This is a genomic window from Clavibacter sp. A6099 (genome assembly GCF_021919125.1).
Lineage (GTDB): Bacteria > Actinomycetota > Actinomycetes > Actinomycetales > Microbacteriaceae > Clavibacter > Clavibacter seminis.
This window is the reverse complement of sequence record NZ_CP083439.1, coordinates 1,505,935-1,531,146: the sequence shown is the minus strand read 5'-3', so window position 1 is coordinate 1,531,146 and position 25,212 is coordinate 1,505,935. Positions and strand designations below refer to the sequence as shown.

Genomic DNA, 25,212 nt, shown 5'->3' with positions numbered 1-25,212 from the left:
CCCCTACCCTAGGTCGCATGCCGCGCCCCGGACCGCCCGTGCCCCTGGGGCTGACGCTCTCCGACCAGGGCGGCACGCTGCGCGTCGTGAGCCACGGCGCGTCCGCCGTGGAGCTCACCGTCTCGGCCGTCGACGACCCGCGCCGCGTGGTCGAGGTCGTCGCCATGGAGCGGGGCGACGACGGCGTCTGGACCGGATCCAGCGACCGGCTCGTCCCCGGCACCGCCTATTCTGTGCGGGTCGACGGCGACGCCGCGCCCGGCGACTCCTTCGACCCGACGCGGCACCTGCTCGACCCCTACGCGCGCGGCCTCGTCCAGGTCGGTCCTGCCGCGTGGCGCTCGGTCGTCACGAGCGAGGTGCCCGCGGAGGAGCGCGCCACGCGTCGCTCCGCGCGACCGGTGGTGCCGCGCGACCGCCAGGTGCTCTACGAGCTGCACGTGCGCGGCTTCACGAAGCTCGACGAGCGGCTGCCCGAGGAGCTGCGCGGCACGTACGCGGGGCTCGGGCACCCGGCGACCGTGGAGCGCCTGGCCGACCTCGGCATCACGACGGTCGAGCTCCTGCCCGTGCACGCCTCCACGAGCGAGGAGCGGCTGCGCGCGCAGGGCCGCATCAACCACTGGGGCTACAACACGCTCGCCTACCTCGCGCCGCACGCGCCCTACGCCACCCGCGCCGCGCGCGACGCCGGGGCCGACGCCATCGCCGCCGAGTTCCGCGCGATGGTCGACGCGCTGCACGCCGCGGGCATCCAGGTCGTGCTCGACGTGGTCTACAACCACACCGCCGAGGAGGGCGCCGACGGGCCGGTCACGAGCCTGCGCGGCATCGACGGGTCGCGGTACTACCGGCACACGCCGGACGGGACGCCCATCGACGTGACGGGCTGCGGCAATACGGTCGACCTGTCCCGGCCCGACGCGCAGCGCCTGGTGCTCGACTCGCTCGAGCACTGGTCCGACGTCATGGGCGTCGACGGCTTCCGCTTCGACCTCGCCGTCACCCTCGGTCGTGACGAGCGCGTGGACTTCGACCCCGCGCACCCGCTGCTCCGCGCCATCGTCGAGGACGAGGCGCTCGACGGGCTCCTCATGATCGCGGAGCCGTGGGACGTGGGCATGGGCGGCTGGCGCACGGGCGGGTTCGGATCCGGCTGGAGCGAGTGGAACGACGGCTACCGCGACGTCGTGCGCGACTTCTGGCTCGCCGACGTCGCCGAGTCCCGGCGTTCCGGCCGCGCCCCGAACGGAGTGGGGGCGCTCGCGTCCTGCCTCGCGGGATCCTCCGGCACGTTCGCCGCCGAGCGCGGCCCGCTCGCCTCCGTCTCCTTCGTCACGGCGCACGACGGCTTCACGCTGGCGGACCTCACCTCCTACGACCGCAAGCACAACAGCGGCAACGGCGAGTCCAACCGCGACGGCACGGACGCGAACCGCTCCTGGAACCACGGCGTGGAGGGCCCGACGCGCGACGCCGCGATCCTCGGGGCCCGCAGGCGCACGTCGCGCAACCTGCTGGGCACCCTGCTCGTCTCCGCGGGCCTCCCCATGATCACGATGGGCGACGACCGCGGCCGCACCCAGCGCGGCAACAACAACGGCTACTGCCTCGACAACGCGGCGACCTGGATGCGCTGGGACGAGGACGCGTGGCGGATGGACCTGCACGCGACCACGCGCCACCTCATCCGCATCCGGCGGGAGAACCCGGCCCTCCGGCCCGTGCGCTACGCGGAACCGGACGCGCACGTGCCGAGCGCGTCGGTCCTCGCCTGGCGCGACGCGGACGGCGCGCCCATGACGGAGGCCGCCTGGGAGTCGACGGGCACCCGCACGCTGCAGTGGATCACCACATCCACCCCCGAGACGGAGGACCCGAACACGGTGCTCGTCGTGGTCCACGGGCAGGAGTCCCGCGCGGAGGTGAGACTGCCGGAGCACGACGGGGTGGCGAGCTGGCGGCTCCTGTGGTCGAGCGAATGGGAGCGGCCCGAGGTCGTGGCGACCGACGACGCGCCCGGCGACCGGGTCGAGGTCGACGGTCCGGCGCTGCGGATCTACCGGGCCAGCTGAGCCGCACCTTCGGGGATGCGGCGTCGCCGACGCGGCGATCCGTCCCGGACGGGGGCCGCGCCGGGTTCGCGTCGCGCGGCGCTCGTGTGCTCTCCTGGAGGCGCCCGCACGATCCGCCGCGCATCGCCGCGCCCAGAACCTCCGAGGACGCCGCACATGACCGACGAGTCCCCCGCACCGCCCGGCGACCGCTCCCCCGACGCGCCGCCCGTGGCCCGCCCGACCGATCGACGCCGCACCATCACCCGCCGCGCGCTCGTCGCCGGCGGCGGCCTGGCCGCGCTGTCCGCCGTGGCCGCCGTCGCGGGCTGCACCACGACGCCCCGGCCGGCCCCGCCCACGGGCGGCGCCACCGCCACCCCGACCCCGGATCCCGGGGATCCGGCCGCGCCCGAGGTCACCGCATCCGGCGGCCCGCCGATCGACCCCATGACCTACGCCCCCGACGACGCGCTCGCCGGCTTCTACGCGCTGCGGGAGCAGGTGCGGGAACGCCGCCTGACCATCGGCGTCCTCGGCGACAGCATCACCGAGGGCCAGGGCGCCACGACGCTCCAGCACGCCTACCCCGCCCAGCTCCGCGACCGGCTGCGCGGCGCGCTGCCCTCCGGCGCGCGGGGCGGGCTCGACTACATCGCCTCCCGGCACCAGATCACGGTGCCGGCCGACCAGGGCTTCGCGTTCGCCGGGACGCCGGCCGCGGGCGGCCGGCACGGCTGGGGGCGGCGCGTGGTGATGCTCACCGAGGCGTCGGGTCCCGGCACGTACACCGCGCGCATGACCTCTGCGCGGGTCTGCTGGTGGGCGCCCGGCCTCGACGTCGCCATCACCGTGCAGGTCGACGACGGCGAGCCCGAGACGGTGCGCGCCGACGTCGGCGGATCCCTCACCTGGACGAGCCCGGCCATGGACCCCGCCGAGCACGCGATCACGGTCGCGTGGGCCGGCGGGAAGCCCGAGCTCGAGGGCGCGTGGCTGTTCGACGGCGACGAGGAGCGCGGCGTGCACGTCATCGAGGGCGGCAACTCCGGTTCGCAGCTCTGGCAGCTGTCGGAGAAGGCGCGGCCGGACGGCGTGAGCACGTGGATCCGCTCGGCCCCGCGCTTCGAGCTCGACCTGTGGATGCCGGAGCACCTCATCAACGACGTGGTCGTCCGCACGCCCGAGCAGGTGCGCTCGGATGCAGCGGTGCTCATCGAGCTGATCCGCACCACGAGCGAGGCGCCCATCCTGTTCACGCCGCCGTACGAGCGCACGACGCTGCCGATCCGCGGCACTACGTGGGCGGACTACATCGGCGCGCTGCGGGACGCGGCGTCGGCGGATCCGCTGGCGGACGTCTTCGAGATCGGCGCGTACATCCCGCGCATGGTCGGCGAGGGCGCGTCCGACCCGTACGGCTGGATGGGCCCGGACAACCACCCGAACGACCGGGGCTACGCGCGCTTCGCCGAGGTGCTCGCCGCGAAGCTCTCCGCCACCCCGGCCTGAGACGGCGAGGCGGCGGCGAGCCGGGCGGGCCCGAGCGCGCGCCGCCCGGCCGCGTCAGACCGCGACCGCGACCAGCCCGGGCTCCGCGCTCGAGGCCAGCAGCTCGTGCCGCGGCACGACGCGCACGGTGTACCCGAACGGCCCCGCGGTCGTGAGCCGCACGGTTCCCGCGTACTCCTGCTGCCCGCCGGATCCGCCCACGGGCTCGAGCGCGTGCCGCACCACATCCGTCAGGACGTCGCCCTCGCCTGTCCGCCCGTGCACGACCTCCACCGTCACGTCGCCCGCGCCGAGGCCGCCGAGCGCCACCCACGCGCGCACGCGCAGCTCGTCGCCGACCTGCGCCTGGTTCTCGACGCCCTCGGACTCGACGTGCGCGACCTGCACCGACGGCCACGCGGCGACGACGCGTCCGCGCCAGGCCGCCAGCTCGCGGGCTCGGGCGGAGCCGTCGGCCGCGACGACGGCCTGCGCGCGCCCGGCGGGCACGTACAGCCGCTCGACGTACTGCCGCACCATGCGGTCGGCGCTGAGCTCGGGCGACAGCGTCCGGAGGGTGTGCCGGATGTCGTGGACCCAGCCGACGGGCACCCCGTCGGCGTCGCGGTCGTAGAAGCGGGGCGCGATGCGGTTCTCGATGAGGTCGTAGAGCGCGGTCGCCTCCATCGCGTCGCGCTCGGCGCCGTCGTGCGCGCGGTCGGCCGACGGGATCGCCCAGCCGTTGCCGCCGTCGAAGTACTCGTTCCACCAGCCGTCGAGGATCGACAGGTTGAGCGCGCCGTTGAGCGCGGCCTTCATGCCCGACGTGCCGCACGCCTCGAGCGGTCGGAGCGGGTTGTTGAGCCACACGTCCGTGCCCGGGTAGAGCAGCTGGGCCATGCCGATGTCGTAGTCGGGCAGGAACACGAGGCGGCCGCGGATCCCCGGCTCCGCAGCGAAGCGCACCAGCTCCTGGATGAGGCGCTTGCCCTCGTCGTCCGCCGGGTGCGACTTGCCCGCGACCACGATCTGCACGGGCCGCTCCGGGTCGGTGAGGATCCGGCGGAGGCGCTCCCGGTCGTGGAGCATGAGCGTGAGCCGCTTGTAGGTGGGGACGCGCCGGGCGAAGCCGATCGTGAGCACCTCCGGGTCGAGCACGTCCTCGAGCCACGCGGGCTCGACCGCGCCGGGGTTCTGCTCGCGCCAGGCGCGCACGACGCGGCGGCGGGCGTCCTCGACGAGCTGTCGGCGCATCCGGCCCCGCACGTCCCACAGGTCGCCGTCGCTCACGGCCGTCGACGACCAGTCGGCCGCCGTGGTGTCCCACGTGCCGAGGCGCTCGCGCGCGAGCGACATGAGCATCGGGTCCGTCCAGGTCGGCGCGTGCACGCCGTTCGTCACGCTCGTGATCGGCACCTCGTCGACGTCGAAGCCCGGCCAGAGCCCGGAGAACATGCCGCGGCTGACCTCGCCGTGCAGCTGGGAGACGCCGTTGGCGCGCTGCGCGAGCCGGAGGCCCATGAGCGCCATGTTGAAGACGTCCGGGGATCCGCCGTCGTGGAGCTCCGCGCCGAGCCCCAGCACGCGCTCCGGCGGCACCCCGGGCAGCAGCCGCTCCGTGACGTGCTCGCGCACGAGGCCGACGTCGAACCGGTCGATGCCCGCGGGCACGGGCGTGTGCGTCGTGAAGACCGTGCCCGCGCGCACCACCTGCAGCGCCTCGTCGAAGTCGAGCCCGTCGGCCATGAGCGTCGAGATCCGCTCCACTCCGAGGAAGCCGGCGTGCCCCTCGTTCGTGTGGAAGACGCGCGGCACGGGCGCTCCCGTGACGCGGGCGTGCGCGGCGATCGCCCGCACGCCGCCGATGCCGAGCAGCAGCTCCTGGTGCAGCCGGTGCTCGCCGCCGCCTCCGTAGAGCCGGTCGGTGACGCCGCGGAGGTCGTCGTCGTTCTCCGGCACGTCGGTGTCGAGGAGGAGCAGCGGGATGCGGCCGACGCGCGCCTGCCAGATCCGCGCGTGCAGGGTGCGGTCGGCGGGCAGCTCGAGGGCGACGTGGACCGGCGCGCCGTCGGCGTCGCGCAGCACCTGGAGCGGCAGGCCGTCGGGGTCGAATACGGGGTAGGTCTCCTGCTGCCAGCCGTCGGAGGAGATCCCCTGGCGGAAGTAGCCGGAGCGGTAGAAGAGTCCGACGCCCACGAGCGGGACGCCGAGGTCGGAGGCGCTCTTCAGGTGGTCGCCCGCGAGGATCCCGAGGCCTCCCGAGTACTGCGGCAGCGCGGCCGCGATGCCGAACTCGGGCGAGAAGTAGCCGATCGCCTCCGGCACGTCGCCCTCCAGCTGCTGGTACCAGCGCGGCTCGCGCACGTACGCGCGGAGATCCTCCCGCTGCTCCTCGGCCCACGCCACGAAGCCGTCGTCGGCCGCGAGCTCGCGCAGCCGCTCCTGGTCGACCGCGCCGAGCAGCGCGACCGGATCGTGGCCCGTCCCCTCCCACAGCTCGGGGCTCACGTGCGCGAACACGCGGCGGGTGGGCTCGTACCAGGACCACCTCAGGTTCCCGGCGAGCTCGTCCAGCGCGGACAGCTCCTCGGGGAGGACGGCACGGACGGTGAATCTGCGGATGGCCTTCACGGGACTCCCTCGGACCGGACGGCGGCGGGCTGGCCCGCGCGGATGGCTCCCGAGCCTAGGGCCGCGGGATGGCAGGGCACCAGGGTCCTGCCCGCGCGTGGAGGCTCCGTGGACGCCTGCCGGACGGACGGTGACGGGCCGGCGTCGGGCATCCGCACGGCGCCCGCCGTCGCCGCGGCGAGCGACAGCCGGACGGCGCACGGGCTACGGTCGAACAGTGACCACACCCCAGGACGGACCCGATCCCCTCCCCCGCCCGGTGCGCGGCCGTGCAGCGCGCAAGGCCGCCAAGGCCCAGAAGCTCCAGGACGCCCAGAAGCCGCCCGAGCCCCGCCTCCCGATGATGCCGGAGGCGCCCTCGGCGTCGGAGCCGCAGCCGCAGCCGCCCGTCATCCCGCCGGTGCCCGCTGAGCCGCAGCCGCCCGCGGCACCGCGACCGCCCGCAGCTCCGGAGCCCGCTCCCGACGCGGCCGTGGAGCCGACGCCGACGCGTGATCCGGCGCCCGCCGCCGCCGTCGAGCCCGTCGCGCCGGTCGCATCCGCGCCGGAGCCCGCCGCCCCCGCGCCGTCCGCACCCCGCCACGCCGCGCCGGTGGCCGAGCCGGCGCCCGCCGCGTCGCCGACGCAGCCCGCCGAGCCCGAGACCGACGGATACGTCCCCGTCATCGGCCGCATCCCGATCCTGTCGCTCACCCCGCAGATCGAGGACGACCTCTGGCCCGCCAAGAGCTTCGTCCACGACGTGGTGCCCTTCGGCGCGACGATCTTCCGCGAGGGCCACGACCTCATCGGCGCCGACGTGCTCCTCACCGACCCAACCGGCGCCGTCACCGCGCACCGCATGTCCCTCGACGCCACGAAGCCCGGCCTCGACCGCTGGATCACGACGGCCCAGCTCGAGACCCAGGGCGTCTGGAACTGGCGCGTGAGCGCGTGGTCCGACGACTTCGGCACGTGGCTGCACAACGCGGAGATCAAGGTGCCCGCGGGCCTCGACGTCGACGTGATGCTCGCCCTCGGCGCCGAGGCGCTCGAGCGCGCGGCAGCGGACGAGACCCGGGACGGCGCCGACCGCGACGTCCTCCGGGCGGCGCTCGCCGGCATCTCCGACGCCGACGCCTCACCCGAGGCGCGCCTCGCCGCCGCGACGACCCCCGACGTCCTCGCCGCGATCGACCGCCTGCCCCTCCGCAGCCTCGTCACCCTCTCTCCCGAGCGCACGATCGTGGTCGAGCGCGAGCGCGCCGCCGTCGGATCCTGGTACGAGTTCTTCCCCCGCTCCGAGGGCGCCGTCGAGCACGAGGACGGATCCTGGACGAGCGGCACCTTCGCCACGGCCGCCCGCCGCCTCCCCGCGATCCGCGACATGGGCTTCGACGTCGTCTACATCCCGCCGGTGCACCCCATCGGCCGCACCAACCGCAAGGGGCCGAACAACACCCTGACCGCCGGCGAGCACGACCCGGGCTCGCCCTACGGCATCGGCTCCGAGGACGGCGGGCACGACTCCATCCACCCCGAGCTCGGCACCGCGGAGGACTTCCGCGCCTTCGTCCAGGCGGTCGCGGACCACGGCATGGAGCTCGCGATCGACATCGCGCTGCAGGCCTCGCCCGACCACCCGTGGGTCACGACGCATCCGGAGCTGTTCACGACGCTGCCCGACGGCTCGATCGCGTTCGCGGAGAACCCGCCGAAGAAGTACCAGGACATCTACCCGCTGAACTTCGACAACGACCCGGAAGGGTCGTACCGCGAGATGCTCCGCGTGATGCGCGTGTGGCTCGGCCTCGGCGTCAAGATCTTCCGCGTCGACAACCCGCACACCAAGCCGCTGGTCTTCTGGGAGCGCCTCATCCACCAGGTCATGCGCGACGAGCCCGACGCGATCTTCCTCAGCGAGGCGTTCACGCGCCCCGCGATGATGCGCACGCTCGCGAAGATCGGCTTCCAGCAGTCGTACACGTACTTCACCTGGCGGAACACGAAGGAGGAGCTCGAGGAGTACCTCACCGAGGTCAGCCACGAGACGAGCGACTACCTGCGGCCGAACTTCTTCGCGAACACGCACGACATCCTCACGCCGTACCTGCAGTTCGGCGGGCGCGCGGCGTACCGGATCCGCGCGGCCATCGCCGCCACCGCGTCGCCGTCGTGGGGCATCTACTCGGGCTACGAGCTGATCGAGAACGTCGCGCGCCCCGGCGCCGAGGAGAACATCGACAACGAGAAGTACGAGTACAAGCCGCGCGACTGGGCCCGTCAGGAGGAGCTCGGCGGATCCATCGCACCGGAGATCACGCGCCTCAACGAGATCCGCCGCCAGCACCCCGCGCTCCGCCAGCTGCGCAACCTCGACGTGCACTGGAGCGACGACGAATCGATCCTCGTCTACTCCAAGCACCTCGCGGCCGAGCACACGGGCACGGGCGAGGCGGACACGATCCTCGTGGTCGCGAACGTCGACCCGCACTCGGCACGCGAGACCCAGGTCCACCTCGACCCCACGCGCTTCGGCCTCGCCGAGGACGCCGTGTTCGAGGTGGAGGACCTCCTCACGGGCGACGTCTACACCTGGTCCACCTCCAACTTCGTCCGGCTCGACGCGTTCACGCACCCCGTGCACGTGTTCCGGGTCACCCCGACCGCATCGAAGGGATGACGGACATGACAGACACCACCCCCCAGGACGACCCGCAGGACCCCCAGGGCGAGCTGCCCGGCGCCGACGTGATCGTGCCGCCGGCTGCCGACGCCGACGTCGAGCAGGGCGCCGACGTGGTCGTGCCCGCCGATGACAGCGCGGCGGAGGAGGCGCCCGCCTCGTCGCCCGCCTCCGACCCGATCCACCTCCCGGAGGTCGCCGACGACGACCTGCGCGCCGTCGCCGAGGGCGTCCACTCCGGACCCCACTCCCTCCTCGGCCAGCACCCCGTCGCGATCGACGGCGTGTCCGACGACCTCGTGGTCGTCCGCGCGCTGCGTCCGCTCGCCGACGCGGTGTCGGTGATCCTCTCCACCGGTGCCCGCGTCGCGCTCGCCCACGTGGGACACGGCGTCTGGCAGGGCGCGCACGTGCTCGGCCTGCAGGACTACCAGGTCGAGGCGCGCTACTCCGACGGCGGCAGCTGGACGAGCGACGACCCCTACCGCTTCCTCCCGACCGTGGGCGACCTCGACCTCTACCTCTTCGGCGAGGGGCGCCACGAGCGCCTCTGGGACGTCCTCGGCGCCCACCACCGCGAGCACTGGGGCGTCGCGCAGACGTACTGGGGCGTCTCGTTCTCCGTCTGGGCGCCGCATGCCCGGGCCGTGCGCGTCATCGGCTCGTTCAACGGCTGGGACGGCGTGCAGCACGCGATGCGCCGCCTCGACGGCAACGGCGTCTGGGAGCTCTTCGTGCCGGGCGTCGATCCCGGCGTCTCGTACAAGTTCGAGATCCTGACGCAGGCCGGGCAGTGGATCGAGAAGGCCGACCCCATGGCCCGCATGACCGAGGTCCCGCCGGCGACCGCGTCGCGCGTCGAGACGAGCGAGTACCAGTGGGACGACGCCGCCTGGCTCGAGGAGCGCGCCGCGCGCGATCCGCACGACTCCCCCATGAGCGTGTACGAGATGCACCTCGGATCCTGGCGTCCCGGCCTCGGCTACCGCGAGGTCGCCGGCGAGCTCGTCGCCTACCTCCAGGAGCTGCGCTACACGCACGTCGAGTTCCTGCCGCTCGCCGAGCACCCGTTCGGCGGATCCTGGGGCTACCAGGTCTCCGGCTACTACGCCCCGACGTCGCGCTTCGGATCCCCCGACGACCTCAAGTTCCTCATCGACTCGCTGCACCGCGCCGGCATCGGCGTCATCGTCGACTGGGTCCCCGCGCACTTCCCGAAGGACGCCTTCGCGCTCGCGCAGTTCGACGGCCAGCCGCTCTACGAGCACACGGACCCGCGCCGCGGCGAGCAGCAGGACTGGGGCACGCTCGTCTTCGACTTCGGGCACTCGCAGGTGCGCAACTTCCTCGTCGCCAACGCGCTGTACTGGTTCGAGGAGTTCCACATCGACGGCCTCCGGGTGGACGCCGTGGCCTCGATGCTCTACCTCGACTACTCGCGCGAGGAGGGGCAGTGGCTCCCCAACGTGCACGGCGGACGCGAGAACCTCGAGGCGATCAGCTTCCTGCAGGAGGTCAACGCCACCGCGTACCGCACCCACCCCGGCATCGTGATGATCGCGGAGGAGTCCACGAGCTTCCCCGGCGTCACGCGCCCCACGAGCGACGGCGGCCTCGGCTTCGGCCTCAAGTGGAACATGGGCTGGATGCACGACACCCTCGACTACGCGGCCGAGGATCCGATGTACCGCTCGTACCACCACGGCCAGATCACCTTCTCGATGGTCTACGCGTACACGGAGAACTTCCTCCTCCCCATCAGCCACGACGAGGTCGTGCACGGGAAGGGCTCTCTCGTCGGCAAGATGCCGGGCGACCACTGGCAGAAGCTCGCCAACGTGCGCGCCTACCTCTCGTTCATGTGGTCGCACCCCGGCAAGCAGCTGCTCTTCATGGGCCAGGAGTTCGGGCAGGTCTCCGAGTGGAGCGAGGAGCGCGGCCTCGACTGGTGGATCCTCGACCAGCCCGTGCACCGCGCCCTGTTCGACCTCGTCGGGTCGCTCAACCGCACCTACATCGACACGCCCGCGCTCTGGGCGCTCGACAACGACCCGGCCGGCTTCGAGTGGATCGACGCGGGCGACGCCGGGCGCAACGTGCTCGCGTTCCTCCGGCGTGACCGCGAGGGCAACCAGGTCGCCGTCGTGCACAACTTCTCCGGCGCGCCGATCTCCGGCTACCGGCTGGGGCTGCCGCAGGCGGGCGTGTGGGAGGAGATCCTCAACACGGACGCCGAGCAGTTCGGCGGATCCGGCGTCGGCAACCTCGGCGCCGTGCACGCGGGCGACGAGGGCTGGCACGGCCGCCCCGCGTCGGCGGAGCTGACGCTGCCGCCGCTCGCCGGCCTGTGGCTGCGGTTGGAGCAGGATCCGGCCGACCTCCGCCCCGTCGAGGCGCCCGCGCACGCGGCCCCCGACGCCGACGAGTCGCGCGCCGACGGCACGCCGTTCGCCGAGCCGGACGCCCTCCCCGTGCTGCCGCAGTCGCCCGACGCGCAGCCACCCGTCGAGGGGCTGTCCACGACGGACGACGCCCCCGGATCCGACGACGGCACCCCGCGGGTGCCCACGGTCTGATCGGATCGCAGACGACGACGGCGCCGCACCCCTCGGGGATGCGGCGCCGTCGTCCGTGCAGGACTCGCGTCCGTGCGGGACGCGCGTCAGTAGAGCAGGCGCGTGAGCTGGCGACGGGCGACGGCCACGCGCGGATCCTCGAGGCCGACGACCTCGAAGTGCTCGAGCAGGCGCTGGCGGATCGCGTCGCGACCGGCCGCGTCGGCCGACGGGAACAGCTCGAGCAGGCGCGTGAACGCGTCCTCGACGTGCCCGCCGGAGAGGTCGAGGTCGGCGACGAGCAGCTGCGCGTCCACGTCCTCGGGGGCGGCCGCGGCAGCGCTGCGGATCTCGTCGGCCGCCTTCCCGTCGAGCCGCTCCAGGAGGCTCACCTGCGCGAGCCCGGCGACCGCGAGGGAGTCGCGGGGGTTCTGCGCGATCGCGGTGCGGTACTCGGCGGCGGCGGACGCGTAGTCGCCCTGCTCGATGAAGGCGTAGGCCTCCGCGTGATGCGGCGGCAGCGGCTCCTCGACCGGGGCGGCCGGAGCGGCGGATGCGTCGGGGGCGACGGCCTGGCCGGTCACGCCGTTCTGCTGCGCCAGCTCCAGCACCTGCTGGATGACGTCGCGCACCTGGTCCTCCGGGATCACGCCGGCGAAGAGGCCGACGGGACGGCCGCCGATGAGCGCCGCGACCGTGGGGACGGTCTGCGCCTGGAACGCCTGCCCGAGCTGCGGGCTCTGGTCCACGTCGATCCGCACGAGCAGCACGCGTCCGCCCTGCTCCGTGACCACTCGCTCGAGCACGGGCGACAGCTCGCGGCTCGAGGCGAGCCCCGTCGACACCAGCTCGACGATGACGGGCACCACGGACGAGATGTCGAGGAACTGCGTGAACGAGGCGTCGTCGGCCCCGAGCACGAGGCCGGGGACGTCCACCGTCTGCGGGGCGCCCGCGGCACCGGCGTCGGCGGCCGGCGCGCCGGGTGCGGGGGCCCCGGCCGGCGCTCCCGCGGGCGCGGCAGGCGCCTGCGCGCGGTTCACGAGCGAGGACAGGTCGACGGCGCCGCGGAGGCTGGCGGCGGAGGGGGGCACGTTCGTCATGGGAGCTCCTTGGCCGAGGTGATGTGGGTGCTGGAGGCGTAGACGCGGATCTTCTCGCCCGAGTTCACGGGCGGCACGTACATGAGCATCTGCGCCGTGCGGACGGTGTCGAAGCCCTTCGCCGAGTCCGTGAGCCCGGTGATCGCCTGGACCTCCGGGTTCGCGTTGACCTTCGCGCCCTCCGCGGTCGGCTTCGCGACGATGCCGAGCTGCACGGTCACGCTGACGAGCGCTCCCGACTCGACGGTCGACATCGCGACGGGCGTGGCGGAGTCGGCGGTGGCCGCGAACTCGACCGTGCCCGTCTCCCCGATCGACGCCGGGAAGTCCACCTTGCGCTTGGCGTCCTGCGCCCGCACGCCGTCGTCGGTCGGGTCGAAGAGGGCGGCGTACTGGCTGGCGTCGCCGTTGTTCAGCACGTCCGCGTAGGCCGCGGAGAGCTGATCCGGCTGCACGGCCAGGAGCTTGACGTCCGACGCGAGCCGCGACGCGCCGATGGCGGCAGGGGCCACGTCCGGCAGGGCCGCCGTGGTGGAGATGGGCATCGCGTAGAGCACGCGGTAGTTGTCGCGCGGGCTGTCCTGCACGAGCGTGAGCGACAGCGTGGGCGCGTCCTCCTTGTCGGGGTCCTTGACGACCGCCGCGACCGTGCGCGGCCACGCGACCGTGGCCTGCGGCAGCGTCAGCTGCAGGTCGCCGGCGGGGATCGCGGGGACGGCGGCGATGTCGGGCTTGGCCTTGCGCACCTGGTAGTCCGAGGTGCGCTCCTGCAGCGCCGGGCCGGCGAACCGGGGCGCGAGGGTGGCGGCGTCGAGCGACTGGTCCGCCGCGGTCGCGACCTCGGAGACGCGGGACACGATGCGCTCGGCCTGGTCCTGCGTGACGACGGGCGGATCCGCGTCCTCCGCCTCGCGCGCGGCGTCGAGCGACGAGGTCGGGGTGGGCGTCGCGGTGGATCCCACGCCCGCGGCGAGGTCGGCCGGGGCGCCCTGGGCGGTGCACCCGCTGAGCGCGAGGCCGGTGACGACGAGCACGGGCAGCGCGATGCGGCTGCGACGACCGCGGCCTCGGGGCGTCACGGGTGCGGCGCCGCTGCCGGCCGTCAGGGCCGCTCGACGGGCGGCCGGGCCGATGCGCGGGATGCGCGGGCCGCCGCGGGGCGGCAGGTTGCGGCGCGGTCCGCGGCTGCGGCGCAGGTGCCGGAGCGCGAGGAGGTAGAGGACGAGCCCGACGACGAGGAGCACGATGCCGCCGACCACGAGCGGCACGACCCAGGGCGACTCGCCCTCGGACGGCCAGGAGAGCTCGACGTCCGCTGGCGCGGCGGCCTGGCCGTCGGTGGCGAGGATCAGGCTGACGTCGTCCGGGAGACGGGTGCTGAGCTGCACCTCCCCCTGTCCGGTCTGCTCGGAGAGCCAGAGGTCGGATCCGCGGGGGTCGGTCACCGTGGACGTCGCCGCGGACGCGGCGCCCGTCGCGTCGGTGCCCGAGGCTCCCGCGGTGGGGCTCGGCGTCGGGGTCGGGGTCGGCGTGGTCGCCTCCGGCTGCACGACCTGGCTCGTCAGCGCGCCCTGGTCGTCCATGGCGATGCGCGTGTACGGGCTGCTGCCCACCCACGCCTCGACGTCCGTGGTGGGACCGTAGGCCGCGAAGACCTCTCCGTCGCCGCGGACGACCGTGTCCTGCAGGCCGGGGTGCGCGTTGAGCGTCTTCCCGTCGACGATCGCGTACGCGGCGTCGCCGGTGGACGACGTGGCCGCGGTGATGCGGTCGGGTCCCGCCAGGAACGTGTGCTGGGCGATCCCCAGCCCGATCATGAGGGCCGCGACCACGAAGGTCGCGATCGCCAGGACGAATCGCACGGGTGTCTCCTCTCGTGTCGTCGCGGGCGGCGGCCGCATGAGCAGCGATCGGATGACGACCGCGGCGGCCGACGAGCACGGGTGCTCTCGCGACGCTCCGCCGTGCTGCAGGCGGACCGGCGGCGGACGACGACATCGAAGGATACCGGACGACCCTGAGAGCGCCTGCCCCGGGGGCCGCAGGCGCCGGGAGACGGGCCGGGTCGCCGGCCGCCGACTCGGTAGGATCGGCACCTGCTGCGCCCCGCCCGGCGTCCGCGAGCCGCCCGCGAAGGAGTCCCCGTGCCCCACGACGACACGCCGTTCAGCCCCGCCATGCGCGGCTACAACCGCGACGAGGTCGACCGGGCCGTCGCCGACCTGCGCCGCGAGCTGATCCGCTCGAACCAGCAGGGGGCCGAGCTGCGTGCCGAGGCCGAGCGCCTCCGCCGCAGCGAGCAGGAGCTACGCGACGAGCTGGAGGAGGTCGGCAGCCCCACGTTCGCCGGGCTCGGCAGCCGGCTCGAGGCCACGCTCCGCGTCGCCGAGGAGCAGTCGACCCGGCTGGTCGCGCAGGCGGACGCGGATGCCGGCCGGCTCCGCCGCGCCACGCAGGAGGAGACGGACGCGCAGCGCGCCGAGGCCGAGGCCACCGCCCGCCACCTCGTGGACTCCGCGCGGGCGCAGGCGGCGCAGATCCTCGACGCCGCGCGCCGCGAGGCCGACGACCTTCACGAGCGCGCGGACGACCGCGCGGAGGGCCTCCGCAGCGACGCCGAGCGCGAGGCCGCCGCCCTCCTCCTCCGCACGCGCACCGAGGTGGCCGACCTGCGCGCCACCGCGGAGCGCGAGACGGACGCCCAGCGCGCCGAGGCGGCCCGCGAGGTCGCCGAGCTGCGCGCCCGGGTCGACCGCGAGACCGACGAGGCCCGCCGCGACGCCGCCGACCTCGCCCGCGACACCGTCCTCGCCCGGGGCGCCCTCGAGCGCGAGCTCGCCGACGCGCGTGCCCGGCACGACGAGTCGATCGCCGAGGAGCGCGCCGAGCTCGACCGCGACGCGCGGGAGACGGAGGAGCGGCTGCGGCTCGACGAGGAGACCCGGCGCATCGCCCTCACCCAGCTCGAGGAGCAGACCCGCGCCGACCTCGACCGCGAGATCGAGCAGGCGCGCACCGACTGGGACCGCGAGCTGCAGGGCTCGCGCGACGACTTCGACCGCCGGATCCACGCGGAGCGCACGGCGTTCGACCGCGACGTGGAGGAGACCCGCGCTGCCCTCGAGCGGGAGATCGCCGAGACGCGCGAGGCGCTCGAGCTGGAGCTGGCGACGGCGCGCGCCGACCTCGCTCGCGACGTCGAGGAGGCCCGCACCGACCTCGCCCGTGACATCGCGCAAGGCACCGAGCGCCTGGAGCGCGAGACCCGGGCGACCCGCGCCCAGCTCGAGCTGGAGGCCGTCACCGCTCGAGCGGCCCTCGAGCGGGAGATCGCCGAGGCGGAGGCCCTGGAGGCCGACCGTCGGGAGGCCGAGCGCCTCCGCCTCGAGCGCGAGGCCGCCGAGACCCGTCGCGAGCTCGCGGCCGAGGCCGACGAGGCGCGCCTGCTGCTCAGCCGCGAGATCGAGCAGGGCCACCTCGACCTCGACGCCGAGATCACCGCCCGTCGCGACCACGACGCCCGCGACGCCGCCGAGCGCCAGCGCGACGCCGCCGAGCGCACGGCCGCCTACCTCGGCGAGGCGGAGGTGCGGCTGCAGGAGGTCACCGCTCTCCTCGCCTCCACGCGCGAGGAGGCGGAGTCTCTCGCGAAGGAGAGCCGCGACGCCGCGCGGAAGGCCCGGGAGGACGCCGACCACGACGCGCGCGCCGCCATCGCCGAGGCGGAGCGCCGCGCCCGCGACACCGTCGCCGACGCGGAGCGCCGTGCGCGCGAGACCCTCGCCGACGCGGAGGAGCGCCTCGACCGCATTAGGATCGAGCGCGAGTCGGTGGCCGCGTACCTCGAGAACGTCCGCGGGGTCCTGACCCAGGCGGACGACTCCTCATCCGACGACGACGAACCCCGCACCGCGCGCTGAGCGCGCGCCGACTCGAGAAGCCCTGAGACGTGAAGATCCAGAACCCCTACCGCCTCGGCCTCCTGGCCGGTCTCGGCGTGCTCACCGCCCTCGTCATCGGCGGCGCGCTCGTCTCGCTCGGCACGGTGCTCACCTACGTGGGCACGGCCATCTTCCTGGCCCTCGGCATCGACCCGCTCGTGACCTTCCTCGAGCGCAAGGGCGTCCCGCGCCCGGTCGCGATCCTCATCATCTTCCTGGTGCTGCTCGGCTCCCTCGCGGGCGTGCTGCTGACGGTCATCCCCGTCGTCGTGAACCAGGCGAGCGCCCTCGTCACGCAGATCGTCCAGTACGCGCAGAGCGTGAGCGGCGACCAGTTCATCGAGAACCTGCAGTCGTTCGTCCCGCGCGAGATCTTCGACGTGCAGACCGGCGCCGACCAGCTCGTGCAGTACCTCTCCAACGCCTCCAACGTCGCCACCATCACGGGCAACGTCATCACCGTCGCCTTCACCATCGGCAACTTCCTCTTCGGCCTCGTGATCGTCGTGATCCTCACGATGTACTTCACGGCCTCGCTCAACTCCTTCAAGAGCGGCCTCTACAAGCTCGTGCCGGCCACGCGTCGCGCGCGCTTCGCCGACATCTCCGAGCAGATCACGCAGTCGGTCGGCCGCTACGTCATGGGCCAGGTCGGGCTCGCGCTCTGCAACGGCGTGCTCAGCTTCGTCTACCTCAGCATCGTCGGGGCCGCGCTGCCCGCGGTCCTGGCCTTCATCGCGTTCCTGTTCTCGCTGCTGCCGCTCGTGGGCACGATCACCGGCTCCGCGCTCATCGTGCTCGCCCAGATCGTGCTGCTGCCGGAGTCGATGAACACGTGGTTCGCCGTGGCCATCTACTACCTCGTCTACATGCAGATCGAGGCGTACGTGCTGAGCCCGAACATCATGAACAGGGCGGTCAAGGTGCCCGGCGTCGTGGTGGTCATCGCGGCGCTCACGGGCGGGACCCTGCTCGGCGTGCTCGGCGCGCTCATCGCGGTGCCCGTGGCTGCCGCGGTGCTGCTCATCATCCGCCAGGTCGCGGTCCCGCTGCAGAACGAGCGCTGACCGCGCCTCGCGGCGTCCTTCGCGGGGTCAGCGCGTGGTCGGCCACTCCGTCGGCAGCGGCAGCGCGCCGGGTGCGACCGTGCGCACGATCTCGGTGAGCACGCGCGAGACCTGCGTCTCCCCCACCCAGAGGTGCTTGGCGCCATCCACCGCGATGAGCTCCGCCTCCGGCACCGACGCGAAGCGCTCGCGCGCCTCGGCCGGCCGCAGGAAGTCGTCGTGCTCGGGCACGAGGATCACGAGGCGGCGCGGATCGCCGTGCCACGCGGCCACCTCGTCTGCCGTCGCGCGGTGCAGGGGCGGCGAGAGCAGGATCGCACCCTCGACCGGATGCGCGCGACCGTGCTTCAGCGCGATCTCCGTGCCGAAGGACCAGCCGACGATCCACGGCGCGGGCAGGCCGCGCGCCGCCACGAGCTCCATGGCGGCCGCCAGGTCGAACCGCTCGCCGTCCCCGCCGTCGAAGGCGCCGTCGCTCGTGCCGCGCGCGGAGGTCGTGCCGCGCGTGTTGAAGCGCAGCACCGCCAGCCCGGCCATCGCGGGGAGGCGGAGCGCGGCCTTGCGGAGCACGTGCGAGTCCATGAAGCCGCCGGCCGTCGGCAGCGGGTGCAGCGTGACGAGCGTCGCCACGGGATCCCGGTCGGCCGGCAGCGCGAGCTCCCCCACAAGCCGCAGGCCGTCGGCGGTGACGAGCTCGACGTCCTCGCGACGAGCGGGCAGCTCGGTCGAGCTGGTGATGGGGCGGGGCGCGTCGTCCGTCATGAGACCTTCCAGCAGTGGGTGTGCCAGTGGCGGCGGGCGGCGAGGTCGCTCTGCTCGCCCATCATGCCGTCGGCGCGCCAGGCCACCACGTGCGCGTGGCCGGGCTCGATGTCGAGGGTGCAGCCGGGGCAGCGGTAGACCTTGAGGGCACGCGCCGCCGACACGGGCTGCACGTTCCAGACGCGGCCACGCCTCGTCTCGGTGTGCTGCGAGCCGCTGAGGAGGCGCGTGAGCACGTCCTCGTCGTCCTCCTCACGCGCGCGTCTCCCCCGGGGTCGATTGCTGCGCGGCATGATCCGATCCTAGGCGGCGTCGCCGCCGGGTCCGGTCAGCCGGCGTCCGCCTGGCGACCGAGGCGGGCCTCCTCCTGGTCGAGCATGCGCTGCGCCCGGGCGAGCACGCGCGAGGGGTGCTCCCCCGTGCCGCGCGCCTCGAGCAGGGCCGCGCGCTCGGCGTCGAGGACGTGTCGCCGGAGCATCAGGTACGCGGCGCGGGGGCTGAGGGGCGCGTCGTCGTCCGCCGCCATGGCGTCCGCGCGCTCCGTCACCCACTCGGCCTTCAGCGCCGTGTCGCGGCGCACCCGCTCGACGACCTCGTCGTCCACCGTCGTCCCCTCCGGCAGCTGACGCACGCCCTCGTCGACCGCGCGGATCCCCGCCTCGGCCAGCTCGGAGACGAGCTCCGCGAGCTGCCGCTGGTCCTCGGCGGCGTCGCTGCCGCGGATCCCGCTCAGCCGGATGACGGCAGGCAGCGTGCCGCCGTTGACGAGCAGCGAGACGATCGCGACCGTGAAGGCGATGAGCACGAGCTGCGCGCGATACGGCGTCCCCGACGGCAGCGACTGCGCCGCAGCGAGGGTCACCACGCCGCGCATGCCCGCCCAGCCGAGCACGAGCCCGCCGCGCCAGCCGAGTCCCTGCGACCGGAGCGCCTGCAGGTCGGCCCGGCGACGTCGCAGGATCCGCGCCGCGGCTCGCTCCCGCCGTGACGGACGATCGTCGCCGCGCTCCCGACGCAGCCGCTCGAGCCCCCGCCGCACCCGACGCGTGCGCGCCGCGACGTGCTCCTCGTGCCGCCGGAGACCGAGCAGCAGCGGCACCAGGAAGCCGAAGCGGATGAGCGTCAGGACGACGAGCGTGAGGATCCCGTAGGCCACCGCGGTGCCCACGCCGAGGTCGGCCTCGTGCACCTCGTCGATGATGTCCCGGAGCTCCAGCCCCATCACGAGGAAGACGCCGTTCTCGAGCAGGAACAGCACGGTCCGCCAGTTCAGCCGCTCGTTGATGCGCGACTGCGCCGACAGGGTCGAGGCGCTCCGATGGCCCGACCAGATGCCCGCCGCCACCACCGCGAGGACGCCGGACGCTCCGACCTCCTCCGCGGGGATGAAGGCCACGAACGGCACGGCGAAGGAGATCGCGGTGTCGAGGACGGGGTCGTCGAGCCGTCGCCGCACCTCGGTGGTGACGATGCCGACGGCCACGCCTATGGCGAGGGCGCCCACCGCGGAGAGCACGAAGCCGCCGGCGGCCTGCCACAGGTCGACGGATGCGCCGACGGCGGCGATCGAGGTGCGCAGCAGGACGAGCGCCGTCGCGTCGTTCACGAGGCCCTCCCCCTCGAGGACGGTGACGAGGCGCGGCGGCAGGCCGAGCCGGCGCGCGATGCTCGTGGCGGCCACGGCGTCGGGCGGGCTGACCACGGCGCCGAGGGCGAGCGCGCCGGCGAAGGACAGGTTCGGGAAGAGCGCGAAGAGGAGCAGGCCGATCCCGAAGGCCGACACGAGCACCAGGACCACCGAGAGGCTGACGATCGTGCGGAGGTTGCGCCTGAGGTCCACGAGCGGCACCGTCACGGCCGCGCCGTACAGCAACGGCGGCAGGAGGCCCGCGAGGATCAGCTCGGGCGGCACCTCGACGGGAGGCACGCCCGGGAGGTACGAGATCCCGACCCCGACGAGCACGAGGACCAGCGGCGTGGCGACGCCGATGCGCCGCGCCAGGAGCGTGACGGCCACGAGGGTCGCGATCCCGGCGACGCCCAAGCCCGCGTAGTCCATGCTCAGAGGCTAGCCCGACGGGACGGGCGGCCGACGCACGGTCACCATCGGGTCAGGTGCGCTGCGCTGCGGTCGTCAGTACCAGTTCTTGAGGACGCTGTGCGCCTTGGCGCCGCACGGCGAGCCGTAGCGCGAGTCGATGTAACCGAGGCCCCACGTGATCTGCGTGGCGGGGTTCGTCTGCCAGTCGGGCCCGGCGGAGGCCATCTTGCTGCCGGGGAGGGCCTGCGGGATGCCGTACGCGCCGCTGGGGTTGTAGGCGTTCACCCGCCAGCCGGACTCCTTGGTCCAGAGGTAGTCGAGGCACGCGTACTGGTCGTCGCCCATGCCCTGGGAGGCGAGGATGCTGCGCGCGATGCCCTTGGCGCTGCCGGGGTCCGGTATGGCGATGGCTCCACCGCCACCGCCGGAGCCGGACGACTTCCCGCTGGAGCCCGACCCGGTCGACGGCGACGGGGCCACGACGGGAGGCGGGGGCGGCGGGGCCGCGACGGACTCGAAGCCGGGCTCGATCTCCACGGCTGTGTCGGCCGTGGTCACTGTGATGGACTGCGCGTCGGCGCGGGCCAGCTGGGCGACCGTCGCCTGGTACTCCTGGTACTGCGGGTTGGCGACCGCGCCGGACGTGGGATCCACGACGTTGACGAGCATGAACGCCGCAGCGGCGCCGAATGCGATGGTGGGGGCGGCCACACGCGAGAACGCGGAGCGCCGTCGGGGAACGGCCCTCGGAGCGGTGGTGAGCGGCTGGCGAGGAGCGAGATCGTTCGTGTGTCTACCCATGGCTCCGCACGACTTTACCCAACCGTTACCCGGATGGCGACTCCCGGACCGGATCGGGGGCGTCCTGCCAGGCGGATCGTGCTGGGGATGAGAGGTGCAGGGATCAGCGGACGGCGTTCATGACGTCGATGACGGCGTCCAGCAGCAGGTCGACCTGCGCCTCGCGGTAGCCGCCACGACGCGGGTGGAACGCCACCGTGCGCACGTCGTCGACGCTCATGGGCTTGGTGCCCCGGAAGTACTTGGCGATGCGATCCGCGAAGCGGTCGACCTCGCGGCGGTCGTACCCGGTGGTCAGGAACCCTGCCCGGTCGAACCGCTCCCCTGTCGGCCGGCTGACCCGGTCGAGGATCTCCTGCGCCGCGCGCCTGGCCTCCGCGTTCCACGCGTCCGCGCCGACCCGGGCCACCGTGCGGTCCCGCTCCCGGACCGCGAACGCGTCCTCCAGGCGCTCGAGGACGCGGTCCACGGCGGCGGCCGAGTAGCCCCCGCGGCGCATGTCGAATGACACCCGGCGGATGGTCTCGGATGTCAGCGAGCGGTCGGCCTCGTCGTCGTAGCAGCGGCGCGCGTCGCGCAGGAACGCGTCGACCTGGTCCGGGTCGTAGCCGCGCTCACGGCGCCCGGCGCTCGGGAAGGTGGTGGTCATCCGGGACATCCTACGAGGAAGCTCCCGTGACGATGAGGAACAGCGCATAGGCCACCGCCGCGGACGGCAGCACGGAGTCGAGGCGGTCGAGGAACCCGCCGTGGCCGGGCAGCCAGGAGCTGATGTCCTTGACGCCGAGATCGCGCTTGATCAGCGACTCGGCCAGGTCGCCGAGGGTCGCGGTCACCACGATGACCAGGCCGAGGACGACGCCGAACCACCACTCCTGCTGGATCATGAACAGCGAGAGCAGGATCCCGGCGAGCACGGCGGCGACGACCGCGCCGGCGAAGCCCTCCCACGTCTTCTTCGGGCTGATCGTCGGCGCCATGGGGTGCTTGCCGAAGTTGAGCCCGGCCACGTAGGCGCCCGTGTCGCAGCACACCACGAGGATGAGGAACGCCAGCGTCCACCACTCGCCGCCGTCACCCGCGGTGAGCAGCACGGCGAACGATCCGAGCAGACCCACGTAGGCGAGCAGGAAGACGCTCGAGCCGATGTCCCCGACGACCGCGCGCGCGGACGTCCGCCGGGCGGGCAGCGCCTGCTCCACCACGCGCCAGAGCGCGACGAAGGCCATGGCCCCGAGGAGGCCAAGCCACTGCCCGTCTGGCCGGCCGAAGTACGTGATGGGCATGAGCGCGACGACCGCGATCACCGAGCCCACGCGCGGGACGCGGCGGCCGGCCTGGCGCAGCGCGGTGGCGAGCTCGTAGGCGGTGAACGCGACGAGGGCGACGGCGATGACCAGGAAGAGCTGCTTGACGACGACGAGGCTCACGAGGACGACCCCGCCGAGGAGGAGTCCGACGCTCACCGCGAAGAGCAGGTTGCGCCCCGTGCGGGCGTTGATGCGGTCGTTCGTCGCTTCGAGCGAGGCTCGGGTCGCCCGGACCTGCGCCGTCAGGTCAGCACGCGTGGCCTGCACCTGCGCCTCGAACTCGGCGCGCGTCACGCGGCCGCGGTGCCGCCGGATCCGCGGAGCGCCGTCGGGGCCCGACGCGGGCGGCACGACGGGCGCCCGCTCGGCGGGATCCTCGGGGCTGGCCACCTAGACCTCGAGGAGTTCGGTCTCTTTGCGCTTCAGCGCGTCGTCGACCTGGTCGGTGTGCGTCTTGGTGAGGGCCTCGAGCTCCTTCTCGCCGCGCGCGACCTCGTCGTCGCCGACCTCGCCCTTGAGCGCGTCCAGCTCGTCCTTGGAGCGCCGGCGGATGTTGCGGACGCTGACGCGCCCCTCCTCCGCCTTGCCGCGGACGATCTTGACGAACTCCTTGCGGCGGTCCTCCGTGAGCTCGGGGAGCGTGAGGCGCACCATCTCGCCGTCGTTGCCGACCGTGGCGCTGAGGTTCGGGACGTTGACGAGGGCCTTCTCGATCTCCTTGAGGGCCGTCTTGTCGTAGGGGGTGACGATGAGCGTGCGCGCCTCGGGGTTGTTCATGCTCGCGAGCTGGCCGAGCGGCGTCGGGCTGCCGTAGTACTCGACCATCACCTTCTGGAAGAGGGCGGGGTTGGCACGACCCGTGCGCACGCTCCCGAAGTCCTCCTTCACCGCCTCGACGGCCTTGCCCATCCGGTCTCGGGCATCTGCGAGGACTTCGGCGACGGTCACGGGTTCTCCTTCGGTAGCGCGGGCGCGGTGGGCGCCCGGTCGATCTTAACGCGGATGGGGAGGCGCTCCGGTCGCGGCGCGGCCCGTCGGGGCCGCAGGTGGAGCGCCGTCCGTCAGTTGGAGACGATGGTGCCGATGCGCTCGCCCCGGATGGCGCGGGTGACGTTGCCGCCCGGCTCCATGCCGAAGACGACCATCTTCATGTCGTTGTCCATGCAGAGGCTGAAGGCGGTCGAGTCGACGACCTTGAGACCGCGCTGCAGGGCGTCCTGGTAGGTGACGGTGTCGAGGAGCGTCGCCGACGAGTCCGTGCGCGGGTCGCCCGTGTAGACGCCGTCGACGCCGTTCTTCGCGACGAGAACCTCGACGGCCTGGATCTCGAGGGCGCGCTGCGCGGCCACGGTGTCGGTCGAGAAGTAGGGAAGACCGGCGCCGGCGCCGAAGATCACGATGCGGCCCTTCTCCAGGTGCCGGACGGCGCGGCGGGGGATGTACGGCTCGGCCACCTGGGTCATCGAGATGGCGGACTGGACGCGCGTGGCGGCGCCGGCCTGCTCGAGGAAGTCCTGCAGGGCGAGGGCGTTCATGACCGTGCCGAGCATGCCCATGTAGTCGGCGCGCCCGCGGTCCATGCCGCGCTGCGACAGCTGCGCGCCGCGGAAGAAGTTGCCGCCGCCGACGACGATGGCGACCTCGACGGTCTTCGCGGCCTCGGCGATCTCGCGCGCGAGCGCGCTCACGACGTCCGGGTCCACGCCCATCTGGCCGCCGCCGAATGACTCCCCGGAGAGCTTGAGGAGGACGCGGCGGGTGGTGGTCTGATCGGTCATGGTGCTGTTCCCGTCCTCGCGTTCCGGTCGCCGGATCCGGCGCCGGTCCAATCTACTGTGAGGCCCGGCCGGGGCGACGGCACCTCGCGGCCGCCCCGACCGGACATGGAGAAGGGAGCCCGGGTCGCATGCGACCCGGGCTCCCCGTGGTGGTGCTAGGCGCCGACCTTGAAGCGGGCGAAGCCCGTGACCGTGAGGCCGGCGGCCTCGACGACCTTCTTCACGGACTGCTTGTTGTCCTTCGCGTAGTCCTGCTCGAGGAGCGCGACCTGCTTGAAGAAGCCGGTCAGGCGACCCTCGATGATCTTCGGCAGGGCCGCCTCGGGCTTGCCCTCGTTGCGCGAGATCTCGGTGACGATGGCGCGCTCGGCCTCGACCTTGTCCGCCGGGACGTCCTCGCGGGCGAGGTACTCCGGGTTGGCGAACGCGATGTGCTGGGCGATGCTGCGCGCGGTCTCGGCGTCCGTGCCGCTGTAGTCGACGACGACGCCGACCTGGGGCGGGAGGTCCTTCGACGTGCGGTGGAGGTAGACCTCCTGGTGCTCGCCGGCGAGGCGGGCGACGCGGCGGAGCGCGATCTTCTCGCCGAGGATGGCGGCCTGGTCGCTGATCAGCTGGTCGACGGACTGCTCGCCCGCGGGGGCCTGGAGGGCCTCCTCGACGGTGGACGCGCCGGCCGCGACGACAGCGGCGAGGACGGACTCGGACAGCGCGATGAACTTGTCGTTCTTGGCGACGAAGTCGGTCTCGCACGCGAGCTCGATGAGGGTGGCGGCGCCGTCCTGCGTGGACGCGGCGACCAGGCCCTCCGCGGTGGAGCGGTCGCCGCGCTTGGCGTTGCCCTTCTGGCCCTTGAGGCGCAGGATCTCGATGGCCTTCTCGATGTCGCCGTCTGCTTCGACCAGCGCGTTCTTGCTGTCCATCATGCCGGCGCCGAGGCGGTCGCGCAGCTCCTTGACGTCAGCGGCAGTGAAGTTCGCCATGCTCATGGACTCCTTCTGTAGGTGATGATC

Annotated in this window: 18 protein-coding genes; 6 read left to right on the top strand and 12 right to left on the bottom strand. The window is 73.5% G+C overall.

Annotated features, from left to right (window positions below):
• The first annotated feature begins 17 nt into the window (after positions 1–17).
• Positions 18–2,075 carry a glycogen debranching protein gene (locus KYT88_RS07255; protein ID WP_237583828.1) on the top strand — a complete coding sequence of 686 codons (2,058 nt, stop codon included), beginning with the start codon at positions 18–20 and terminating at the stop codon, positions 2,073–2,075.
• A 156-nt stretch (positions 2,076–2,231) separates the two neighbouring features.
• Complete coding sequence (locus KYT88_RS07250; RefSeq protein WP_043587254.1) at positions 2,232–3,566, top strand: SGNH/GDSL hydrolase family protein; 1,335 nt, start codon at positions 2,232–2,234, stop codon at positions 3,564–3,566.
• Positions 3,567–3,620: 54 nt separating this feature from the next.
• Here KYT88_RS07250 and glgP read toward each other — a convergent pair whose 3' ends face one another.
• The gene (glgP, locus tag KYT88_RS07245; protein WP_043587257.1) at positions 3,621–6,176 is read right to left on the bottom strand and encodes an alpha-glucan family phosphorylase; all 2,556 of its coding nucleotides are present in this window, start codon (positions 6,174–6,176) and stop codon (positions 3,621–3,623) included.
• Positions 6,177–6,393: 217 nt separating this feature from the next.
• On the opposite strand from glgP, the gene KYT88_RS07240 reads away from it, so the two are divergent.
• Positions 6,394–8,838 carry an alpha-1,4-glucan--maltose-1-phosphate maltosyltransferase gene (locus tag KYT88_RS07240; RefSeq protein WP_370644839.1) on the top strand — a complete coding sequence of 815 codons (2,445 nt, stop codon included), beginning with the start codon at positions 6,394–6,396 and terminating at the stop codon, positions 8,836–8,838.
• Complete coding sequence (gene glgB / locus KYT88_RS07235) at positions 8,835–11,417, top strand: 1,4-alpha-glucan branching protein GlgB (RefSeq protein ID WP_051629384.1); 2,583 nt, start codon at positions 8,835–8,837, stop codon at positions 11,415–11,417. Before KYT88_RS07240 ends, glgB begins: the two co-directional genes overlap by 4 nt.
• Positions 11,418–11,503: 86 nt before the next feature.
• On the opposite strand, the gene KYT88_RS07230 is transcribed toward glgB, so the two are convergent.
• Positions 11,504–12,499: a tetratricopeptide repeat protein gene (locus tag KYT88_RS07230; RefSeq protein WP_043587259.1), complete on the bottom strand. Its 996-nt coding sequence runs from the start codon at positions 12,497–12,499 to the stop codon at positions 11,504–11,506.
• Positions 12,496–14,361 carry a DUF8094 domain-containing protein gene (locus KYT88_RS07225; RefSeq protein WP_043587261.1) on the bottom strand — a complete coding sequence of 622 codons (1,866 nt, stop codon included), beginning with the start codon at positions 14,359–14,361 and terminating at the stop codon, positions 12,496–12,498. Before KYT88_RS07225 ends, KYT88_RS07230 begins: the two co-directional genes overlap by 4 nt.
• 282 nt (positions 14,362–14,643) lie before the next feature.
• Here KYT88_RS07225 and KYT88_RS07220 point away from each other — a divergent pair, with 282 nt between their 5' ends.
• Both KYT88_RS07220 and KYT88_RS07215 read left to right on the top strand, forming a co-directional pair.
• A complete protein-coding gene (locus tag KYT88_RS07220) occupies positions 14,644–16,419 on the top strand; it encodes a coiled-coil domain-containing protein (RefSeq protein ID WP_043587263.1) in 1,776 nt (591 codons plus the stop codon).
• Positions 16,420–16,448: 29 nt separating this feature from the next.
• Positions 16,449–17,507, top strand: a complete 1,059-nt coding sequence (locus KYT88_RS07215; protein WP_043587265.1) for an AI-2E family transporter — start codon at positions 16,449–16,451, stop codon at positions 17,505–17,507.
• 27 nt (positions 17,508–17,534) lie between these two features.
• On the opposite strand, the gene KYT88_RS07210 is transcribed toward KYT88_RS07215, so the two are convergent.
• The 9 genes from KYT88_RS07210 to tsf form a co-directional block, all read right to left on the bottom strand.
• Positions 17,535–18,269, bottom strand: a complete 735-nt coding sequence (locus KYT88_RS07210) for an alpha/beta hydrolase (RefSeq protein WP_051629385.1) — start codon at positions 18,267–18,269, stop codon at positions 17,535–17,537.
• Entirely contained in the window at positions 18,266–18,562 is a 297-nt protein-coding gene (locus KYT88_RS07205; protein ID WP_043587267.1) for an Rv1322 family protein, read from the bottom strand. The genes KYT88_RS07210 and KYT88_RS07205 overlap by 4 nt, the downstream gene beginning before the upstream one ends.
• 35 nt (positions 18,563–18,597) lie before the next feature.
• The gene (locus KYT88_RS07200; protein ID WP_043587269.1) at positions 18,598–20,328 is read right to left on the bottom strand and encodes a cation:proton antiporter; all 1,731 of its coding nucleotides are present in this window, start codon (positions 20,326–20,328) and stop codon (positions 18,598–18,600) included.
• Positions 20,329–20,403: 75 nt separating this feature from the next.
• Positions 20,404–21,021 carry an aggregation-promoting factor C-terminal-like domain-containing protein gene (locus tag KYT88_RS07195; protein WP_237583827.1) on the bottom strand — a complete coding sequence of 206 codons (618 nt, stop codon included), beginning with the start codon at positions 21,019–21,021 and terminating at the stop codon, positions 20,404–20,406.
• A gap of 193 nt (positions 21,022–21,214) precedes the next feature.
• A complete protein-coding gene (locus tag KYT88_RS07190; protein WP_043587274.1) occupies positions 21,215–21,760 on the bottom strand; it encodes a DivIVA domain-containing protein in 546 nt (181 codons plus the stop codon).
• 10 nt (positions 21,761–21,770) lie between these two features.
• On the bottom strand, positions 21,771–22,811 hold the full coding sequence (locus KYT88_RS07185; RefSeq protein WP_043587276.1) for a phosphatidate cytidylyltransferase: 1,041 nt from the start codon (positions 22,809–22,811) through the stop codon (positions 21,771–21,773).
• Positions 22,812–23,330, bottom strand: a complete 519-nt coding sequence (gene frr / locus KYT88_RS07180; protein ID WP_045929184.1) for a ribosome recycling factor — start codon at positions 23,328–23,330, stop codon at positions 22,812–22,814.
• Between the two features lie 152 nt (positions 23,331–23,482).
• A complete protein-coding gene (pyrH, locus tag KYT88_RS07175) occupies positions 23,483–24,199 on the bottom strand; it encodes a UMP kinase (protein ID WP_043587277.1) in 717 nt (238 codons plus the stop codon).
• Between the two features lie 155 nt (positions 24,200–24,354).
• Positions 24,355–25,182 (bottom strand): translation elongation factor Ts, encoded by an 828-nt coding sequence (gene tsf, locus KYT88_RS07170; RefSeq protein ID WP_043587278.1) that lies wholly within the window; start codon positions 25,180–25,182, stop codon positions 24,355–24,357.
• Positions 25,183–25,212: the final 30 nt, after the last annotated feature.

What these genes read in the sequence shown, in the direction of transcription:
- KYT88_RS07230 (WP_043587259.1), bottom strand. Translation starts at nt 12,499, where the DNA reads ATGACGAACGTGCCCCCCTCCGCCGCCAGCCTCCGCGGCGCCGTCGAC.
- tsf (WP_043587278.1), bottom strand. Translation starts at nt 25,182, where the DNA reads ATGGCGAACTTCACTGCCGCTGACGTCAAGGAGCTGCGCGACCGCCTC.
- KYT88_RS07200 (WP_043587269.1), bottom strand. Translation starts at nt 20,328, where the DNA reads ATGGACTACGCGGGCTTGGGCGTCGCCGGGATCGCGACCCTCGTGGCC.
- glgB (WP_051629384.1), top strand. Translation starts at nt 8,835, where the DNA reads ATGACGGACATGACAGACACCACCCCCCAGGACGACCCGCAGGACCCC.
- frr (WP_045929184.1), bottom strand. Translation starts at nt 23,330, where the DNA reads ATGGGCAAGGCCGTCGAGGCGGTGAAGGAGGACTTCGGGAGCGTGCGC.
- pyrH (WP_043587277.1), bottom strand. Translation starts at nt 24,199, where the DNA reads ATGACCGATCAGACCACCACCCGCCGCGTCCTCCTCAAGCTCTCCGGG.
- KYT88_RS07205 (WP_043587267.1), bottom strand. Translation starts at nt 18,562, where the DNA reads ATGCCGCGCAGCAATCGACCCCGGGGGAGACGCGCGCGTGAGGAGGAC.
- KYT88_RS07210 (WP_051629385.1), bottom strand. Translation starts at nt 18,269, where the DNA reads ATGACGGACGACGCGCCCCGCCCCATCACCAGCTCGACCGAGCTGCCC.
- KYT88_RS07255 (WP_237583828.1), top strand. Translation starts at nt 18, where the DNA reads ATGCCGCGCCCCGGACCGCCCGTGCCCCTGGGGCTGACGCTCTCCGAC.
- KYT88_RS07250 (WP_043587254.1), top strand. Translation starts at nt 2,232, where the DNA reads ATGACCGACGAGTCCCCCGCACCGCCCGGCGACCGCTCCCCCGACGCG.
- KYT88_RS07190 (WP_043587274.1), bottom strand. Translation starts at nt 21,760, where the DNA reads ATGACCACCACCTTCCCGAGCGCCGGGCGCCGTGAGCGCGGCTACGAC.